Origin of the sequence: Actinomadura syzygii (assembly GCF_008085905.1) — a bacterium.
In the GTDB taxonomy this organism is placed as follows: domain Bacteria; phylum Actinomycetota; class Actinomycetes; order Streptosporangiales; family Streptosporangiaceae; genus Spirillospora; species Spirillospora syzygii.
Window position 1 is genome coordinate 1 of the sequence record NZ_VSFF01000006.1, and the last position, 17,301, is coordinate 17,301.

The 17,301-nt window shown below is 69.3% G+C and carries 14 protein-coding genes; 3 read left to right on the forward strand and 11 right to left on the reverse strand.

Going from position 1 to position 17,301, the window contains the following annotated elements; genetic code table 11:
• Positions 1-352: 352 nt before the first annotated feature.
• The 3 genes from FXF65_RS15420 to eccD all read right to left on the reverse strand — a co-directional run bounded on the left by FXF65_RS15420 (position 353) and on the right by eccD (position 3,579).
• The gene (locus FXF65_RS15420) at positions 353-643 is read right to left on the reverse strand and encodes a WXG100 family type VII secretion target (protein WP_067900015.1); all 291 of its coding nucleotides are present in this window, start codon (positions 641-643) and stop codon (positions 353-355) included.
• An 83-nt stretch (positions 644-726) separates the two neighbouring features.
• A complete protein-coding gene (eccB, locus tag FXF65_RS15425) occupies positions 727-2,166 on the reverse strand; it encodes a type VII secretion protein EccB (protein WP_148350656.1) in 1,440 nt (479 codons plus the stop codon).
• A gap of 15 nt (positions 2,167-2,181) precedes the next feature.
• Positions 2,182-3,579 (reverse strand): type VII secretion integral membrane protein EccD, encoded by a 1,398-nt coding sequence (gene eccD, locus FXF65_RS15430; RefSeq protein WP_148350657.1) that lies wholly within the window; start codon positions 3,577-3,579, stop codon positions 2,182-2,184.
• A 397-nt stretch (positions 3,580-3,976) separates the two neighbouring features.
• Between eccD and eccCa the strand changes: the two genes are divergently transcribed.
• Both eccCa and FXF65_RS15440 read left to right on the forward strand, forming a co-directional pair.
• Positions 3,977-7,927 (forward strand): type VII secretion protein EccCa, encoded by a 3,951-nt coding sequence (eccCa, locus tag FXF65_RS15435; RefSeq protein ID WP_148350658.1) that lies wholly within the window; start codon positions 3,977-3,979, stop codon positions 7,925-7,927.
• Positions 7,928-7,945: 18 nt separating this feature from the next.
• Entirely contained in the window at positions 7,946-8,425 is a 480-nt protein-coding gene (locus FXF65_RS15440; protein ID WP_148350659.1) for a YbaB/EbfC family nucleoid-associated protein, read from the forward strand.
• A 257-nt stretch (positions 8,426-8,682) separates the two neighbouring features.
• Here FXF65_RS15440 and FXF65_RS15445 read toward each other — a convergent pair whose 3' ends face one another.
• The 8 genes from FXF65_RS15445 to FXF65_RS15485 all read right to left on the reverse strand — a co-directional run bounded on the left by FXF65_RS15445 (position 8,683) and on the right by FXF65_RS15485 (position 15,630).
• On the reverse strand, positions 8,683-9,132 hold the full coding sequence (locus FXF65_RS15445) for a hypothetical protein (protein ID WP_148350660.1): 450 nt from the start codon (positions 9,130-9,132) through the stop codon (positions 8,683-8,685).
• 167 nt (positions 9,133-9,299) lie between these two features.
• Positions 9,300-10,418: a hypothetical protein gene (locus FXF65_RS15450; protein ID WP_148350661.1), complete on the reverse strand. Its 1,119-nt coding sequence runs from the start codon at positions 10,416-10,418 to the stop codon at positions 9,300-9,302.
• A 179-nt stretch (positions 10,419-10,597) separates the two neighbouring features.
• Positions 10,598-10,900 (reverse strand): hypothetical protein, encoded by a 303-nt coding sequence (locus FXF65_RS15455; RefSeq protein WP_148350662.1) that lies wholly within the window; start codon positions 10,898-10,900, stop codon positions 10,598-10,600.
• Positions 10,901-11,261: 361 nt separating this feature from the next.
• Positions 11,262-12,137 (reverse strand): hypothetical protein, encoded by an 876-nt coding sequence (locus FXF65_RS15460; RefSeq protein ID WP_148350663.1) that lies wholly within the window; start codon positions 12,135-12,137, stop codon positions 11,262-11,264.
• Entirely contained in the window at positions 12,137-13,567 is a 1,431-nt protein-coding gene (locus FXF65_RS15465) for a WXG100 family type VII secretion target (protein WP_187412313.1), read from the reverse strand. The genes FXF65_RS15460 and FXF65_RS15465 overlap by 1 nt, the downstream gene beginning before the upstream one ends.
• Before the next feature lie 49 nt (positions 13,568-13,616).
• A complete protein-coding gene (locus FXF65_RS43755) occupies positions 13,617-13,919 on the reverse strand; it encodes a hypothetical protein (protein ID WP_187412314.1) in 303 nt (100 codons plus the stop codon).
• A 116-nt stretch (positions 13,920-14,035) separates the two neighbouring features.
• Positions 14,036-15,310 carry a hypothetical protein gene (locus tag FXF65_RS43760; RefSeq protein WP_187412315.1) on the reverse strand — a complete coding sequence of 425 codons (1,275 nt, stop codon included), beginning with the start codon at positions 15,308-15,310 and terminating at the stop codon, positions 14,036-14,038.
• Positions 15,311-15,327: 17 nt separating this feature from the next.
• Positions 15,328-15,630 (reverse strand): hypothetical protein, encoded by a 303-nt coding sequence (locus FXF65_RS15485; protein ID WP_148350668.1) that lies wholly within the window; start codon positions 15,628-15,630, stop codon positions 15,328-15,330.
• Positions 15,631-15,923: 293 nt separating this feature from the next.
• Here FXF65_RS15485 and FXF65_RS15490 point away from each other — a divergent pair, with 293 nt between their 5' ends.
• Complete coding sequence (locus FXF65_RS15490; RefSeq protein ID WP_246198715.1) at positions 15,924-17,246, forward strand: S8 family serine peptidase; 1,323 nt, start codon at positions 15,924-15,926, stop codon at positions 17,244-17,246.
• Positions 17,247-17,301: the final 55 nt, after the last annotated feature.

Consider the following 17,301-nt stretch of genomic DNA (forward strand, 5'->3'; position numbering starts at 1 on the left):
GAGCCGCCTGCTCATGACCGAGATCGGCCTGAATCTTACGCAGGTCCTGCGCAGCCTCCTCGACCCGCTGGGCCGCCTGGGCCATTTCCCCTCTGTCGACCGCAGACTTCTGGCTCATCCGTCACCCTTCCTGACTTGGTACCACTCGTGTTCGACGCGGCGCGAGCCCCCGTTGGTTCACTGCCGACCCGGTCGACTTTGAACTCCATCGTCAGGCACAACGCACATCCTCGTAAAGCACGTTACGGACGCAGTACGGCAGATGATCGCCGATTCAGCTTACGGAAGACCACATGACACCAAAAGGGTCGTCGTCAAACGGCGGGGGGCGCGGACGGACGACCGGCGGGTGTCAGGCCCACATCTGGGTGTTGGTCCCCTCGGCGGACTTGTAGTTGTGGTGGGCGGCGCCCACCGACTCACCGAACTCCTTCACCGTGTCGGCCTGCTCACGCGCGACCTTGTCCCACTTCCCCTTGGCCTCGAAGTAGGCGTCGCGCGCGTCGTCCTCCCAGCGGCCGAGCTGGCTCTGCAGATCGGCCTCGAGCGCGTCCAGCAACTGGACCATTTCCTGATGCTTGGACTGGAACATCGCCTGGGCGTGCTGCATCGTGGCGTACTCGGTGCTGAACGCTTGACTCACGGCAACCCTCCGTCATGAACCGCAACGCCGGGCGATCGTATCAAGATTCGCCGGTTCGTTGGGAAACTCGCCATTTTTTCTGATCATGTGCCTGTGCTGCCCGGTTGAATGGGTTCAAGTGCCTTCTGCGGGTCCAGCGCCGGTCCCTGCGGGACGAGATTGAGCAGGTTCGCGGGCACCGGAACGGCGTCGTTCTGCTCCGCGGAGATGGTGTAGCCGAGGGCCTTCGCGGTCTCCGGGGACTTCAGCGAGTAGCGCTTGCCGTCGTCCGCCACGAGCGCGTAGGTGTTGATCGCCTCGATCGACCCGGACGCGGGCAGCACCCCCGCGAGGACGGCGCTTCCCGGCGGGAGCACCACGTTGTCGACGCCGGTCCCGGTCGCCTGCGTGGGCATGGGCAGGTCGGCGCCGCCGCCGATGGTGAGCTTGGCCGCCGTGGAGCTCTTCCTGGTGTCGGGGTAGACGACGCAGAGGGAGTCCTTCGCGTCGTACGGACGCACCTTGATGGCCGTCTGCGGGAGGCGCTCGTCCAGGACGGGCTGCGCCGACCGGTGGTTCGTGACGGCCGCGCCGTCGAGCGGGGTGTCCTTCGGCTTGTTGTACTCGGCCGAGTTCTGGATGAGCGCCGCCTGCAGCTGGCTGATCGGCGCGTAGCCGTCCGCCATCAGGACGTACGGCTGGTCGCCCGATCCGACGCCCTTCACCACGAAGACCTGCCCGATCACGCCCGCGGCCCCGGCGAACTGCGGCTTGCCGCCCGCGCCGGGGATCCGCGGCGGGGCGAAGTCGGGGCCGGGCGGGAGCGCGTTGACGAACCCGGGCGACACCGCGGCGGGCGCCGACGCGCTGAGCACGGTGAGCCCGGCCGGGGACAGCCGCATCCGCTGGTTCTTCCAGATCAGCCAGTTGGTGTTCGCGCCCGTGCTGACGACGACGCCGGTCGCCGGGTCGAGCGGCTCGCCGCCGACGTCGCGTCCGCCGACCAGCGAGACGACCGACTGCCCGGGGCCGCCGCCCGCGCCCTGCCGCACGCACACCGACCACGGCCCGCCGACCAGCCGCTTCGCCGCGGGCACCGAGTCGGGCGCGCCGGGGATGCCGATCATCGGGCCGCGGGTGAACTTCGACAGCGCCTTCGCCGACACCGACTTCTGCTCGGCGGGCCCGCCGCTGCCGCCGCTCGCGAGGGACGCGGCGAGCTTCGCGGACGCGTAGTTCGCGACCGGGCACAGCACGTCCTTCTGCGCGCCGCGCGGCTTGCACCACACGAACGCGGCGCCGGTCTCCTTCTCGATGAGGACGACGCCGGGCCTGTCCAGGCCGCTGCCCCCGCCGCCGATGAGCAGGCCGACGATGCCGAACCCGGCGGCGACGAGGATGCCGACCATGATGCCGGCGAACGTGCCGACGTTCAGCTTGCGGAGCGGCTGCTCGGGGTAGTCGGGTTCGGCGAGGATCAGCGCCTGCGAGGCGCGGTGGGTCATCAGGCGGTGCGCCTGGAGCAGATCCCTCTTGGTCTGCATCGAGCCTCCTCCTCGTCAGCCCACCACGGAGCGGACGTACTCGAAGACCCCCGCGACGCCGAGCGCGAGCGGGACGAGCGCGACCACCAGGATGATCTCCAGGATGTCCCCGGCGCGACCCCAGAACGGAGTCAGCCGGTTGCCGGGCAGCCACATTCCGACCCCGGTCGCGATACCGGAGACGATCAGCGTGGGCAGCAGGACGCCGAGCATCAGCATCATCTGCGAGTCGGTGTCGAGGGCGGTCGCGAGGGCGAGCGTCCCGAGCCCGGCGACGCCCGGGACGAGGAGCCAGAGCTTCTGCGCCCGTCCCCGCAGGATCCGGGCCCGCAGCAGCAGCGCGAAGGAGAGGACGACGCACATCGTCGGGCTCACCCAGCCGCCGTCCAGCGACAGCGGGACGACGGCCCCCAGCGCGGTCAGCCCGATCGCCGACACTCCGCCGGTCACGAACCGGTCGGCGACGGCCGTCCGGTCGAGGAGGGCTTGGCCGTCCACCATCAGGGTGTCGCGGCGCAGGTCCTCGGCGCTGCCCGGGACGGGCGGCAACTGCACCCGCGCCATCTTGAAGGCGACGCCGGGAAGCAGCGGAGTGAGCGCGAGCGCGACGGTGACGGTGATGGCGGCGATGCCCGCGGCGTCCATGTCGAAGCCGAGCGAGATGGCGCAGTTCGCCGTCCCGAGCAAGGCGGCGATGGCGGCGCCGTAGAAGACGGGGAGGCCGTCCGCGATCGCGAACCCGGCGATCGTCGCGGCCAGCACCACCGCGCCGAAGCCGGCCGCGAGGTTCAGCGAGCCGATGTCGCCGAGCTTGTCGTCGCCCGCCGGGCCGAGCACCCCGGCGAGGAAGGCGTACGGGAGCGCGGCGTAGCCGAGCGCGGCGCCCGCGCCCGCGTCGCCGAGCGCGCGGGACAGCGCGATCGCGGCGATCAGCAGCAGCAGCGCGACGCCGCCCGCGGCCGCGGTCGCGGCGTACCAGGACGGCCCCGCGAGCAGCAGCGTCAGCGACCCGACGACCAGCCCGGCCACGCCCCAGCCGAGGGCGAACTTGCGGGTGGAGTCGTTCCGCCAGCGGCCGGGACGGTCCTTGACGGCGGTCGCGACGACGTCCGGGACGTCGTCGAACACGAGGTCGGGGATCTGCGCCATCCGGGGGCGCAGGTAGATGAGGTCGCCGTCGCGCAGCCCGGCCTGCGCCGGGGTGCTGGACGGGTCGAACGGGGCCTCGTCGAGCTTCTGCAGCACCCACCCGCCGTGCGCCAGCCCGGCGTCGGCGAGGTTCTGGCCGGCGTAGCGCAGCATCGTGGGGTAGAGCTCGGCGAAGGTGGCGTCGGAGGGCAGTGCGATGTCGACCCGGCGGCTCGGTCCGACGACCGTGATGCGGCAGAGGTCAGCTCCAGGGAGCGCACTCACGACTTCTTCCTCGCAAATCTTCCGGTGCGGACGGGGGGCGGGGCATCAGCATGGTGCCATGCGGGGTGCCTCGGCTGCGGGGCCTCGGTGTGATGTGAACCGGGCCAACCATAATGTCTGGATGCGTCCGCCGTGTACCCGTCCCGTCGCCGGCGGGCCCCGGACGGCTCGCACGCCGGAACCGATGCCTCTACGATTCGTACCGATCGAGTAACGGCACGACGACGCGACACGGTATGCAGCAGGATGCCGGCAGGCCGACGGCGCACCCCGCCCGCTGCATTTGAACGCTCCCGATCCCGGCCTGCCCGCGGCCACACCGCGTGGGCGACCGCGGATGAAGTGTTCCCTGGACCCCCCGCTGCGGACGCAGGGGTGCGACGGAAGGACGGCTAGCGTGAGCACGGACATCGTCCGGCGCAGGGAGAGACGTGACCCCCCGCCCATGCCCCGTGGGGAGATCCTGCTCGAATCGCCGCCCGAGCTGCCCGAGCTGATCCCGCAGGGCATGCAGGCGGTGCTGACCTACCTGCCGATGCTGGCCGGGTCCGGCGCCATGGTCTTCATGATGGCGGGACGCGGCGGCGGCACGCTCCAGTACGTGGCGGGCGGCATGTTCGCCGTCTCCATGTTCGGCATGATGCTCGGCCAGGTCGGCCGCGGCAGCGGCGAGCGCAAGGTCAAGCTGAACAACGACCGGCGCGACTACCTCCGCTACCTCGGGCAGGTGCGCAAGAAGGTCCGCCGGGCGGCCAAGCAGCAGCGCGAGGCGCTGGAGTGGGCGAGCCCCGACCCCGCCTCGCTGTGGTCGCTGGTGATGAGCGCGCGGCTGTGGGAGCGGCGGCCGTCCGACGATGACTTCATCCAGGTGCGGCTGGCGAGCGGCGCGCAGAAGCTCGCCGTGCAGCTGATCGCGCCGGAGACCAAGCCGATCGAGGACCTGGAGCCGATGACGGCTGGCGCGCTGCGCCGGTTCATGCGGACGCACGCGAACGTTCCGGGCCTGCCGATCTCGCTGTCGCTGCGGTCGTTCTCGCGGATCGTCCCGTCGGGCGACCCGGAGGCCGTGTACGGGATGGTCCGCGCGCTGATCGCGCAGATCGCGACGTTCCACTCCCCCGACGACGTGCGCGTCACCGTGTGCGCGTCGCGGGAGCGGATGCCGTGGTGGCAGTGGGTCAAGTGGCTGCCGCACAGCCTGCACCCGAGCGAGCACGACGCGGCGGGCGCGATGCGGCTGATGGCCGAGAGCATGACGACGCTGGAGGCGATGTTCGGCCAGGACGTGAAGGACCGTCCGCGCTTCCAGCCCGGCCTCTCCCAGGACGATCTGCCGTACCACATCGTGATCATGGACGGCGGCCAGGCGTCCTACGACTCGCAGCTCGCGGCCGACGGCGTCGAGGGCGTGTGCATCATCGACCTGACCGGGTCCGTCGCGCCGACGCCGGAGCCGACGATGCTGCGGCTGCGCGTCGCCAAGGAGCAGGTCGCGCGCCTCACCAAGGACCGCACCGGCAAGGACGTCGCGACCCGCATCGGCAAGCCCGACTCGATCACCCTGCAGCAGGCCGAGGCGCTGGCCCGGCAGCTGGCGCCGCTGCGCGCGAGCGCCGCGTCCGGCCCGATGGAGGACGCGCTGTCCGGCGCCACCACGGTCACGTCGCTGCTCGGCATCGAGAACCCGTTCAACGTCGACCCGAACGAGACGTGGCGTCCCCGGGCGCCGCGCAACCGGCTGCGCGTCCCGATCGGCGTCGACACCGAGGGACGTCCCGTCCACCTCGACATCAAGGAGTCGGCGCAGGGCGGCATGGGGCCGCACGGCCTGTGCATCGGCGCGACCGGGTCCGGAAAGTCGGAGGCGCTGCGCACGCTGGTGCTCGGATTGGCGCTGACGCATTCGTCCGAGGTGTTGAACTTCGTCCTCGTCGACTTCAAGGGCGGCGCGACGTTCCTCGGGATGGAGAACCTGCGGCACGTCTCCGCCATCATCACGAACCTCGAGGACGAGCTCCCCCTCGTCGACCGCATGTACGACGCGCTGCACGGCGAGATGGTCCGCCGCCAGGAGTACCTGCGCGCGCAGGGCAACTACGCCTCGCTCCGCGACTACGAGAAGGCCCGCGAGCAGGGCGCCGACCTGCAGCCGATGCCGACGCTGTTCCTGGTGCTGGACGAGTTCTCCGAGCTGCTGTCCGCCAAGCCCGAGTTCGCCGACCTGTTCGTCATGATCGGACGGCTCGGCCGGTCGCTCGGCGTCCACATCCTGCTGGCGTCGCAGCGCCTGGAGGAGGGCAAGCTCCGCGGCCTCGACACGCACCTCTCCTACCGGATCGGCCTGCGGACGTTCTCCGCGCAGGAGTCGCGCGTCGTGCTCGGCGTCCCCGACGCCTACGAGCTGCCGTCCGCGCCGGGCCACGGCTACATGAAGTTCGGCACCGAGTCGATGTCGCGGTTCCGCGCCGCGTACGTGTCCGGCCCGGCCAGCGAGGACCTGCAGCCCAAGGAGAAGGCGGGGCCGCAGGTCATGCGGCAGATCGTCCCCTACATCCCGGACTACATCCGCCCGCACGTCATCGAGAACGGGCAGGAGCAGCAGAGCGCCGAGGAGGAGTCGCAGGCGTCGCTGTTCGACGTGGTCGTCAAGCAGCTGGAGAACCACGGCCCGCCCGCGCACGCGATCTGGCTCCCGCCGCTGGAGGCGCCGCCCACGCTGGACGAGCTGCTCCCGACGCTCGCCGTCGTCCCCGGCCTCGGCCTGACCACGCAGCACGAGGGCTGGCGGAACCGGCTGCACGCCATCGTCGGCATCGCGGACAAGCCGTTCGACCAGCGCCGCGACCCGATGTACGTCGACCTTTCCAGCGCGGCGGGCAACGCGGGCATCGCCGGGTCGCCGCAGACCGGCAAGTCCACGATGCTGCGGACGCTGATGGCGTCCCTCGCGATGACGCACTCGCCGCAGCAGGTGCAGTTCTACTGCCTCGACTTCGGCGGCGGCACCCTCGCCGGGCTGGCCGACCTCCCGCACGTCGGCGGCGTCGCCAACCGGCTGGACGGCGACCGCGTCCGCCGCACGGTCGCCGAGGTCACCGCCCTGCTGGAGCAGCGCGAACGCGAGTTCGCCGAGCGCGGCGTCGACTCGATGCCCACCTACCGGCGGATGCGCGCGTCCGGCGAGATCACCGGCGACGGTTACGGCGACGTGTTCCTCGTCGTGGACGGCTGGATGACCCTCCGGCAGGACTTCGAGAACCTCGAACCCGTCATCACCGACCTCGTCGCCCGCGGCCTCGGCTACGGCATCCACGTGGTCGCGACGGTGAACAAGTGGTCGGAGTTCCGGATGAACGTCCGCGACCTGTTCGGGACGAAGCTGGAGTTGAAGCTCGGCGACCCGTACGAGTCGGAGATCGACCGGAAGCTCGCCGACAACGTCCCGGAGGGCAAGCCGGGACGCGGCCTGACCCGCGACGGCCACCACTGCCTCACCGCGCTCCCCCGCCTGGACGGCGACCCGGACGACTCGACGCTCGCGGACGGCGTCCGGAAGCTGGTGGCCGCCGTCGCCCAGAACTGGGACGGGCCGGGCGCGCCGAAGGTGCGGATGCTGCCGGCCGTCCTGCCGGTGTCGTCGCTGCCCGCCGCGGCGGAGAGCGGCTCGCGGATCCCGATCGGCATCGACGAGGAGAGCCTGTCGCCGGTCTTCCTGGACTTCACGTCCGAGTCCCACTTCCTGGTGATCGGCGACACCGAGTGCGGCAAGTCGAACCTGATGCGCATGATCACCAGCGGGCTGATCGAGCGGTACACCCCCGCGCAGGCGCGGATGATCTTCATCGACTACCGCCGGTCGCTGCTGGACGCCGCCGAGACCGAGCACCGGATCGGGTACGCCGCGTCCTCGGCCGCCGCGCAGGGCCTGGTCAAGGACATCGTGGGCGCCCTCCAGCAGCGGCTCCCGCCCGCCGACCTCACCCCGGAGCAGCTCCGCGACCGGTCCTGGTGGAGCGGCGCCGACCTGTACCTCATCATCGACGACTACGACCTCGTCGCGACGTCCAGCAACCCGGTCGTCCAGTTGGCGGAACTGCTCCCGCAGGCGCGCGACATCGGCCTGCACGTCATCGTGTCCCGCGCGTTCGGCGGCGCGGGCCGCGCCATGTACGACCCGGTCCTCCAGCGCATCAAGGAGATGGGCTCACCCGGCCTGCTCATGTCCGGCAACAAGGACGAGGGCGTCGTGCTCGGCAACGTCAAGGGGCACTCGCTGCCGCCCGGCCGCGGCTACTTCATCAACCGCCGGAACGGCACCCGCCTCATCCAGACCGCACACCAGGAATAGGAACAGGAGCACCCCCTTATGGCCGAGTTCAGCCTCGGGCCGGACTTCGAGCGCTACCAGCGCGACATGCAGCAGCAGATGGGCGACCTGACGAAGATGCAGGAGTCCATCAAGGCCGCCGTCGGCCGGGGCGAGGCGGCCGACGGCCGGATCGTGGCCGAATACAGGTCGGAGGGCGGCCTGACCAAACTGGACCTCGACCCCCGCGCGCTGCGGCTTCCCGCCATGGAACTCAGCGACGAGATCCGCGCCGCGGTGAACGCCGCCGCGCAGGACTTCCAGACGAAGGTCCGCGAGGCCAGCTCCTCGATGTTCGACCTCCCGGACGACCCGCAGAAGACCATGGACCCCGCCAAGGCCCTGGCCTCCCTGGACAAAATCGCCAACGGCTTCGCAGGCCAACTCAGAGACCTGGCCCGCGAACTGGGCGTCCAACAACAACGAGCCCAACAGGCAATGGAAAACTACAAGGGCCCCGGCAACCCCGGCCCCCGCTAACCCTTCCACACGGCGCCCCGGGAACGATGCAATCGTTCCCGGGGCCGCCGCGTTCTTCGCTACCGCTGACGCTCCGCCATGAGCGAATCCATAAAGCCCCGCAACCTCCGGTAATGGGCCTGATGCACATCCCCGAACCCGGGATACGGCTCAGGTGCCGCCGGATCAGGCGGCAGCACCTCTTTCCGGCGCTCACTCCCAAGAACGATCAGGGTAGCGATACCGAGCATCCGCAGTTCGGCCAAGGCGGCGTCTCGTCAGGCGCCGTCGAGGAGGTCGAAGGCGATGGGCGAGGCGATGACGAGCAACTGGAGCGGATCGGGGAGCGGGAACTCCACGTCCAACCACCTACCGTTGAAGTGGGCGATCCGCATACCGGCCGGATTGGCATAGTCGACCTTCTTGCTTTCCGACGGCGCCTTGAACAGCCCCGGGTGGACCCGCTGCTCCGCGCTGCAATGAAGGGAGCCGTCCGCATCACACAGTTGCCACCTATCCTGCATAACCCGCCACCTGTCGATTCCTCGACCGTCAAGGAGCGGATCGCTATGGATTCGGCCGACGCGTTTCCCATTCGCCATATACACGATTGGCGCTACCGATTCCTCTACCTCCCTATCCGGACGCTCAATGATGAAGAGCGGCTCACCTTCCGGCGAAATGGCCTGAAGCGCAGTACGAGAGTAGTCACGCTCGACCGCGAACATGCGCCCCAACCTCCCGCGCGGACGCCCACCTTCCAATTGCCTGACGGAGGCCACGAGACCAGAGTCGGCGTCGAAGTACTCGTACTGACGACGCCCCAGCATCTTGAAACGCAAGCGTGGCGAACTAAGAAGACTTTCCATCCCATGTTTCCCGATGGCCACCGGCTCTATTTCCACGGTGGGTCGAAATTCTTTTCCTGACTTCCCCATGGCGTCACGGAGGTTACCTTGTTCTCGCCCTCCCCGTCGGTCCCGACCGTGCCCTCGTATCCGACTTTGGCGCCTGTGTCCGGCTGTTCAGCGCCGACACCATAGGTGGTCTTAGCGTTTCCTTGGGCGTCCCACTCTTTCTTGATGCCACCGGTCAGGTCGACTCCGGGACCAGCCTCTTTTCCCTTGAGTTCGAAGTCGCTGCCTGCGTAACCTCCGGGTCCGCGCTGCCGGTGACCTGATACTTCGAGTTCGGGGCCGTTCTTTCCCGGAATCTGAACTTTGGCTCCGCCTCCCACATTCCATGTGGTGTCGTATTTTCGGTCGGCGTCGAGATCGATTTCTTGGAGCGGAAAACCTTTCGTGCCCGAGAACTCGTTACGGCGGCCTGGGATCGGGATCTTCTCGCCGTTCGAGCGGTTCATGTAGGCGAGGCCGGCGTTGGCGGCGCTCTGCAGGAGGTTCGCGGCCGCTCCGGCCGAGCCGGTAACGGCGGCCTTCTTTAGCGCTGCCCAAGCCTCGGTGCTGCCGTGGTCCGACTGGTACTTCGCCGTCACCGCGGTCCCGCCGGCGAGGACCGCCGCGCAGGCGTGACCAGCCATCCCGAGAGCCCCTGTGACGACGTACGTCACGCTGAGGGCCGTCTCCGCCAACGAGACGCACGCTCCGTACATGGTGCCGAGGCTGGCACCGGCTGCGGCGACCAGGGCCGCGAGGAAGCCTGCGATGGCAATGGCGAACATGGCGTAGGCGAAGAGCGCCCAGGCCAGCGCGACGAGCGCGTAGTGGACGGCCATGCAGTAGTTGTGCAGGTAATCCAACTGGAGGCGGTACTCCTCGACCGTCTCCTCATACTTTTCGCGATCGTCCATGTTCCACGCGGGCCGGGGAATCCCCTCGACCAGCGACTTCAGTTCCTGCGACGCCCGTTCCAGATCGTTCGCGGCGCTCTCCCAGAATCCCGCCGCCTTCTCAAGGTTCTGCGGCTTGCCGGTGGCCAGCTTGAACTGGAAGGCGATCAGGAGCGCGGGTGGCAGGACACCCGCCGAAGCCGCCATGGTGGAAGCCGCGCTCATCAGGGACTCCGCCGCCCCTGTCACGGAGTTCCCCGGGATGAACGAGCCCGCGACCGCGGCCGCGCCCGCACCGCCCGCCGCGGCGCCGCCACCGGCGAGGGCCCTGCCTCTCGGCGCTCCCCGCGTACCGCCAGGAGGGGTCATATCCGAGTATCCTCCGCTCCCATTACCGAGTACGGTCAGTGCTCGATATTGCTTTGCCGGTCGGCTCTCGCGTAGTTCTCTGCCGTCTTCGCCAGCCGCTCGGCATAGGTTTCGGCGACCTTTTTCTGCGCTTTGAGGTCCTCGAAGGCAAACTGGACCGCGATGGGGTAGGCCGCGGACGCCGTGAAGCAGACGACGCTGAAGTCGCCGCCTTCGAGGTTGTAGGCGCCGTCCTGGGAAAGCGTTTGACCGGCCCGATCCACCAACGGGACGACGATCTCTTGGAGATCCTGTCCGTGTTTGCCGATCCGCGCCGGATCGGCGTCCTTCTGCCCCATGCACATCCTCTGTCAGGGTGACCGAAACTCACCTGAAGGCAATCGGTCATGCATGTTAGGGCATACCGTAACGGCGATTCTACCGAGAGTAACGACGCCGCTTCGTTTTATCCCTTACGGCTAAACAGGGCAATTCGCCGGTCAGGTGCATCCGCCCGCGTGTATGTGCTGCGTATCGTGGCGGCCGGAAGCCTGACGAGGTCCCAGGGAGGTCACGTTCAGCACGTTCCGGTCCCAGGATCGACCGTAACCGCCTGTCCGATTTCAACGACGCAGAGATTCAAGCACTCTTTCCAGAGGCGAGCCGCACGTCCGTGATCAACGACGAGCGCCTTCCGTAGATCATCTCGAAAAGCGGGCGTCAGGTGATGAAGCGGATTATTAGGACTATTGCCGCTATCGCTACGGCTATGGGGAAGATTAGTTTGTAGAGGTGTTCTAGGTGGGCTCTTTGGACGCCTGGGCGGAATACGGCTGAGGATGCGCGGGTGCGGGTTGGGGCGCTGTATTCCTCTACGAAACCGTGTTGGAAGTCGTCGTAGGCCGTGTGGACGTTCGCGAAGCCCGGGTAGATTTCTGGGGGTGTTTCGGTGGGGTCGCCGTTGGCTATGGGGAGATGGAACTCGAAGGCGGCTGCCAAGTACGAGCCTATTATCAGGGCGCGCCAGACTCCCGTTACGCGGTTGTCGATGTGGAGGTCGCCGTTGCGGCGTTCGGCCAGGTGGGCGCCGTTGGGGGCTATCCAGCGGACGGTGCGGGCGTCACGTCCGTCGGGCAGGGTCGGGCGGTCCAGGTTCGGCTGTTGCTCGAATACCAGGTCGGCTAGTGGTTGCGCGTTTGCGTCCACTAGGCGGGCACCGGGGCTTAGGTTCAGGCCCTGTTCGGTTGTTCCCAGGATGCGGCCGCCGCCTTGGAATGTGGAATGGCTGTCGTATTCCAGCCTGCCGAGAATCGTTCCGTCAGGTCCGATGAACGCCATCTGCGGAGCGATGGGGTTGAGTTTCAGGTGCTCGGCTCGGTCGGCGTACATCAGGGTCGAGCCGTCGGGCGAGCGGATGGCGAAAGTTAGGCGGGGTGTTTGAACCTGGTCGGGAGTCAGGAAACTGCCGCGTGGGGAACGGACGCGGGCCACCTCGATTAGGCGGGCTTGTGTTGCGCCTGTTTCGGCGTCCTGGAACTCGTAGAGGTCGGTGGGGTTCAGGCGGAGGGCGGTGCTGGTGAACAGGGCGGCGGTCATCATTTGTCCCAGGGAGGCGTCTCGTCCTTCGGCTGGTCGAAGGAACCCTCGCGGTTGAAGACCGGGCTGTTCACGTTGTACTTGTCCGTGTAGTCGCCCTTGCCGTCCCAGCCGCCTTCGTATTCGGCCTTGCTGCCGCTCTTGTTGTCGCCGACGCCGCCCTTGAAGCCGCCGCCGACGTTCTCGTTCTCGTCCCAGGTGACCTTGCCGCCGGCGGTGCCGTTGTAAGTGCCGGTGGGGTCGTTCACCTTCTGGTTGACGCCGACCTCGCCGCCCGCCCAGCCCTCTTCGTTCTTCTTGATGTTTCCGGCGATCTCGGTTTCGCCCGCGGGGGTGTTGACCTTCACTCCGCCGCCGTAAGTCCACGTCTCGTTGATGTTGCGGTCGGCATCGAGGTCGACCTCGCTGATCGGGAAGCCCTTGCCGCCCGCGGACTTGCCGCCGGGGAGGCCGCCGTTGATCGTGGTACCGTCCGAGCGGTTGACCCACGACAGTCCTGCGTTCGCGGCGTTCTGCAGCAGGTTCGCGGCGGCGCCCGCGGAGCCGTTGACCACGGCCTCCCTGAACGCGGCGCCCGCGCCGTCGTTGCCGTGTCCGGCCTGGTAGGCGGCGGTGAGCCCGGCGCCGCCGCCCATGACGGCGCCCGCCATCGTCCCCGCGGCGGCGAGGATCGCGGTCGCGACGTGGGTGACGGTCAGGCCGGTCGCGGCGGCCGAGAGGATCGCGGCGTATGAGGGGGCGCCGACGATGCTCGCCAGCGCGGCCACCGCCAGCGCGAGGAGGACGTCGATGTACACCGCCATGCCCATGGCGAAGATCGCGTAGGCGAGCAGCGCGTAGGCGAGGACGGTCAGCGCGATCGAGACCGCCTGGAGGTAGGTGCTGAGCGCGTCGACCTGGGCCCGGAACTCGTCGACCTTGCCCTCGTAGCCCTGGCGGTCGTCCATGTTCCACGCCTGCTCGGGGACGCCCTGGGCCAGGCTCTGCAGGTCGTTCGCCGCCTGCTGGATCTCCTCGGCCGCCTTGCTCCACTGCGCCGCCGCCTTCTCCAGGCTCTGCGGCTTGCCCTTCGCCAGCCGGAACTCGAACGAGATCATGAGCGCCGGGGGCAGCAGGACGGCGGCGCTGACCATGGCGATCGCCGCGTCCATCAGGGGTTCGGCGACGGCCGTCGCGGAGCCGCCGGTCGCGGCCGCGATCAGCGCGCCGCCCGCCGCGGCACCGCCCGCGCCCATGCCCTTGCCGCGTGCCTGGCTCCCGGGGGTGGACGGCGCCGTCCGCCCGCCGCCGGAGCCCGTGCTCCCGCCGGACCCTGTGCTTCCGCCGCCGGACGACGTGCTCCCGCCCCCGCCGCCGGTGCTCCCGCCGCCCGTGCTGCCGCCGCCTCCACCGCCGGTGCTGCCGCCGGGGCCGCCTCCGTGCTGGGTCATGTCCGTCCGCTCCTCGTCGCGTCGCTCTCGTCGGGGATTTCGGAAAGGCTCAGACCAGCGTGCTGGACTGCTCCGCCTTGGCGTAGTTCTCCGCAGCGGCGCCGATCTTCTTCGCGAAGTCCTGGGCGGTGTCGATCAGGAGCTTGGTGTCCTCGAAGGCGAACTGGATCGCGATCGGGTAGGCGGTGGAGGCCCCGGTGCAGGCGATGCTGAAGTCGCCGCCCTCCAGGTTGTACGTGCCGTCGCTGTTGAGCGCGTTTCCGGCGTTGGTGAGACGGGGGACGACGACGTCGGTGATGTCCTTGCCGTGCAGGGCGATGCGCTGCGGGTCGGCCGACTTGCTGGGAGCCACGGGTGCCTCTCGTATCGGGGGGCTGCGTCGTGCTCGCTGGTCCGGGACATACTAGGGCACGGACGATCTTCCGGAGTCGTCCTCCGGAGGAGTGAGAGGCCGACCTCAGAAGAGGGTCACTTGTCCCACGGCGGGGTCTCGTCGCCGTACTTCTTCGTCCCGCCGGGGGTGTCGACCGAGCCGGACGTGGACGTGTGCCCCTTGCCGTCGTAGTTGATGCCCGAGGTGCCCTTCACGACGTCGCCGCCGTTGACCGTGGCGCTGCCGGAACTCGACACCTTGCCCTGGCCCGTCTCGAAGTTGTGCTCGCCCTCGATGCCGACCTTGCCCCCGGCCGTGGGGATCGGCACCTCCTGGTTGCCCGACTTCACCGAGCCGGGCGTCGAGTACTCGGCCCCGGCGCCGTACTTGACGCTGCCGTGGTCGCCCTGGCCGATGCCGTCCTCGTCGGTGTACTCGACGTTGCCGTTGACGCCGAGGCCCACCGGCGTCTTGACGCCGCCGGACACGTCGCCGCCCGCGAACCCGTGGTCGCCGTACTTGACGTGGCCGCCGCCCGTGACCTCGTAGCCGCCGGGCGTCTTCGCGGTCACGCCGCCGCCGACGTTCCACGTGTGGTCGGCGTTGCGGTCGGCGTCGAGGTCGACGTTGGAGATCGGCGAGCCCTTGGTGCCGGGGCCGCGCGAACCGGCGAACGCTAGGCCGGCGTTGGCGGCGTTCTGGCCGAGGTTCGCGAGGGCGGCGGCGGAGCCGGTGGCCTGCGCCGTCATGAAGTCCGACAGCGCCTTGTCGTTGCCCTTGAACGCCTCGGCGGCCGCGGCGATCATCGAGCCGCCCTGGAACACCACGGCCGCCATCTGCGCCGCCGCGGCGAGCACGCCGGTCGCGACGATCGTGATGGTCAGGCAGGTCGCGGCGATCGCCTCGCAGGCCGCGGTGATCTCCGCGGTGATGATCCCGGCGAGCGCCGCGGCGGCGACGGCGGCGAGCGCGGCGAGGAAGGTGCCCATCCCGATCGCGAAGATCGCGTAGACCATCAGGACCCACGCGAACGCGATCAGCGCGATGCTGACGGCCTGGCAGTAGATCTGCAGGACGTCGAGCTGGGCGATGAACTCCTGGACCTTCTTCTCATAGGCCGGACGGTCGTCGGCCGTCCAGTCCTGCGCGGAGATGGCGGACAGGCGCTGCTGCATCAGCGTCTTCGTCTGCTCGATGGCCTTCGCGGCCTCGTCCCACGACTGGCTCGCCTTCTCCAGGTTCGTCGGGTTGCCCTTCGCCAGCTTGAACTGGAACCCGATCATCACGGCCGGAGGCAGGATGAACTGCGCGACGCCGACCTCGATGTCGGCGGTGCCCATGAGTGTGTCGTAGGAATTGAAGGCGCCCATCGCCGCGTCCCCCTCGCTCAGACGTACTTGATCGTGCTGGACGTTTCCGCGCCGCCGTAGTTCTTCGCGGCGGTGGCCAGGTTCTTGGAGAATCCGTCGAGCATCTCCAGATGGGTGTTCAGGTCCTCGTAGACGAACTGGAGACCCATCGGATAGGCCATGGACGCCATCGTGCCGGTGATGCTGAAGTCGCCGCCCTCGATCGTCCCGTTGTCGTTGAGGGTCTTCCGCGCCTTCTCCAGGGCGGGGCGGATCTCGCTCTTGATCTCCTTGCCGTGCTGGTCGATCCGCGCTGGGTTGACCTTGAGTTCGCCGCCCACACAGCCGCCCTTCGCCTCGTCCCGCCCGGCGCCCTCCGGCCGAAGGCGCCCCTTGGACGTGTTGGATGTCGTCCGGCACACGGATTGTTCGCGATCGGTTCGTCCGCCGGTGGAATTTCGCCCGGCGGGACGTCCCGGAATAGCACACCGTATCCCCGTCGGTACCGAAGGATAGGACATCATGGTCATCTGTCCACGTCCATCGGACGAAGTCACCATGTCGCCTCGCCTCGCCGGGCGGCGTGTTGTCGGGGACGTCCTCTAAAGTCATGTCCGGCGAAAGGAGCTCCCCCATGCGATGGACCGCCATCGCCGTCCTGGCCGGATGTCTCGCGCCCACGGCGGCCCTCCTCACGGCGCCCGTCGCCCAGGCGGCGCCCCTCGCACCGGCGGCGCCGGCCGCGCCCACGACACCGGCCGCGCCGACGACGCCCGCCGCCCGGACCACGCCGACCGCGCGCACGACGCCGACCGCACGGACGACACCGGCAACGCCGACGGCGCAGCGGGCTCCGCAGGGGTGCGCCGCGCCGCGGGGGGTCATGACCGCGCAGCAGATCAACGAGAACGGGCCGCCCTGGGCGCAGCAGATCCTCAACTTCGGCGCCGCGCACGAGCACGCCACCGGGCGCGGCGTGAAGGTCGCGGTCGTCGACAGCGGCGTGTCCGCGGCGAACCCGCAGCTCGCCGGGCAGGTTCTCAAGGGCGCCGACGTCTCCGGCACCGGCCCGGACGACTGCATCGGCCACGGCACCTGGGTCGCCGGGATCATCGCCGCGAAGCAGGGCGTCACCCCGTTCTACGGCGTCGCGCCGGACGCGAAGATCATCCCGATCAAGTTCGCGGGCAAGTCGAGCGGCGTCGACAGCGGGCTCGCCGCGAAGGGCATCGACGCGGCGGTGCGGCTCGGCGCGGACGTCATCAACGTCTCGACCCAGTCGCTCGGCGACGACCCGCGGCTGCGCGCGTCCGTCGAGAACGCGATCGCGAAGGGCGTCGTCGTGGTCGCGGCGGCCGGGAACATCGACCCGAAGAAGGGCACCGTGCCGGGCCTCATGTACCCGGGCGCGTACCGGGGCGTGATCTCGGTGGGCGCCGTCGGGCACGACGGCCAGGTCACGACGTTCTCCAACCCGGCGACCCCGGTCTCGGTCATCGCCCCCGGCAAGGACATCGTCACCACTGCCCCGGACGGCACCTACGCGGTCGCCGAGCAGGGCACGAGCTTCGCGACCCCGTTCGTCGCCGGGCTCGCCGCGCTGATCAAGCAGGTGTACCCGAACATCACGCCCGCGCAGGTCAAGCAGCGGATCGAGGGGACGGCGGACGGCAGCAAGGGCGCGGGCAGCGGGCAGGGCATGATCAACCCGTTCGAGGCGCTGACCGCGGTGAACGTCGGCGGCGCCGGGCGGCCGGGCGGCGCCGCGCAGCCCGTGCGGATCGCGATGGCCGACCGGACCGACCCGACGACGCGCAAGGTGGCGCTCGGCATCACGGGCGGCGCCCTCGGCGCGGCGGCGCTGGTGGTGGCGGCCGGGATGCTGATCCCGGCCGGCAGGCGGCGCGGCTGGCGCCCCGGCTACGTCCGAGTCTCCGCCGACCGACCAGAGGACTAGAACGCCCGACGACCGGGGGACGTTTCCGGCGTGGGGGGAATGTGGCCATTACCAT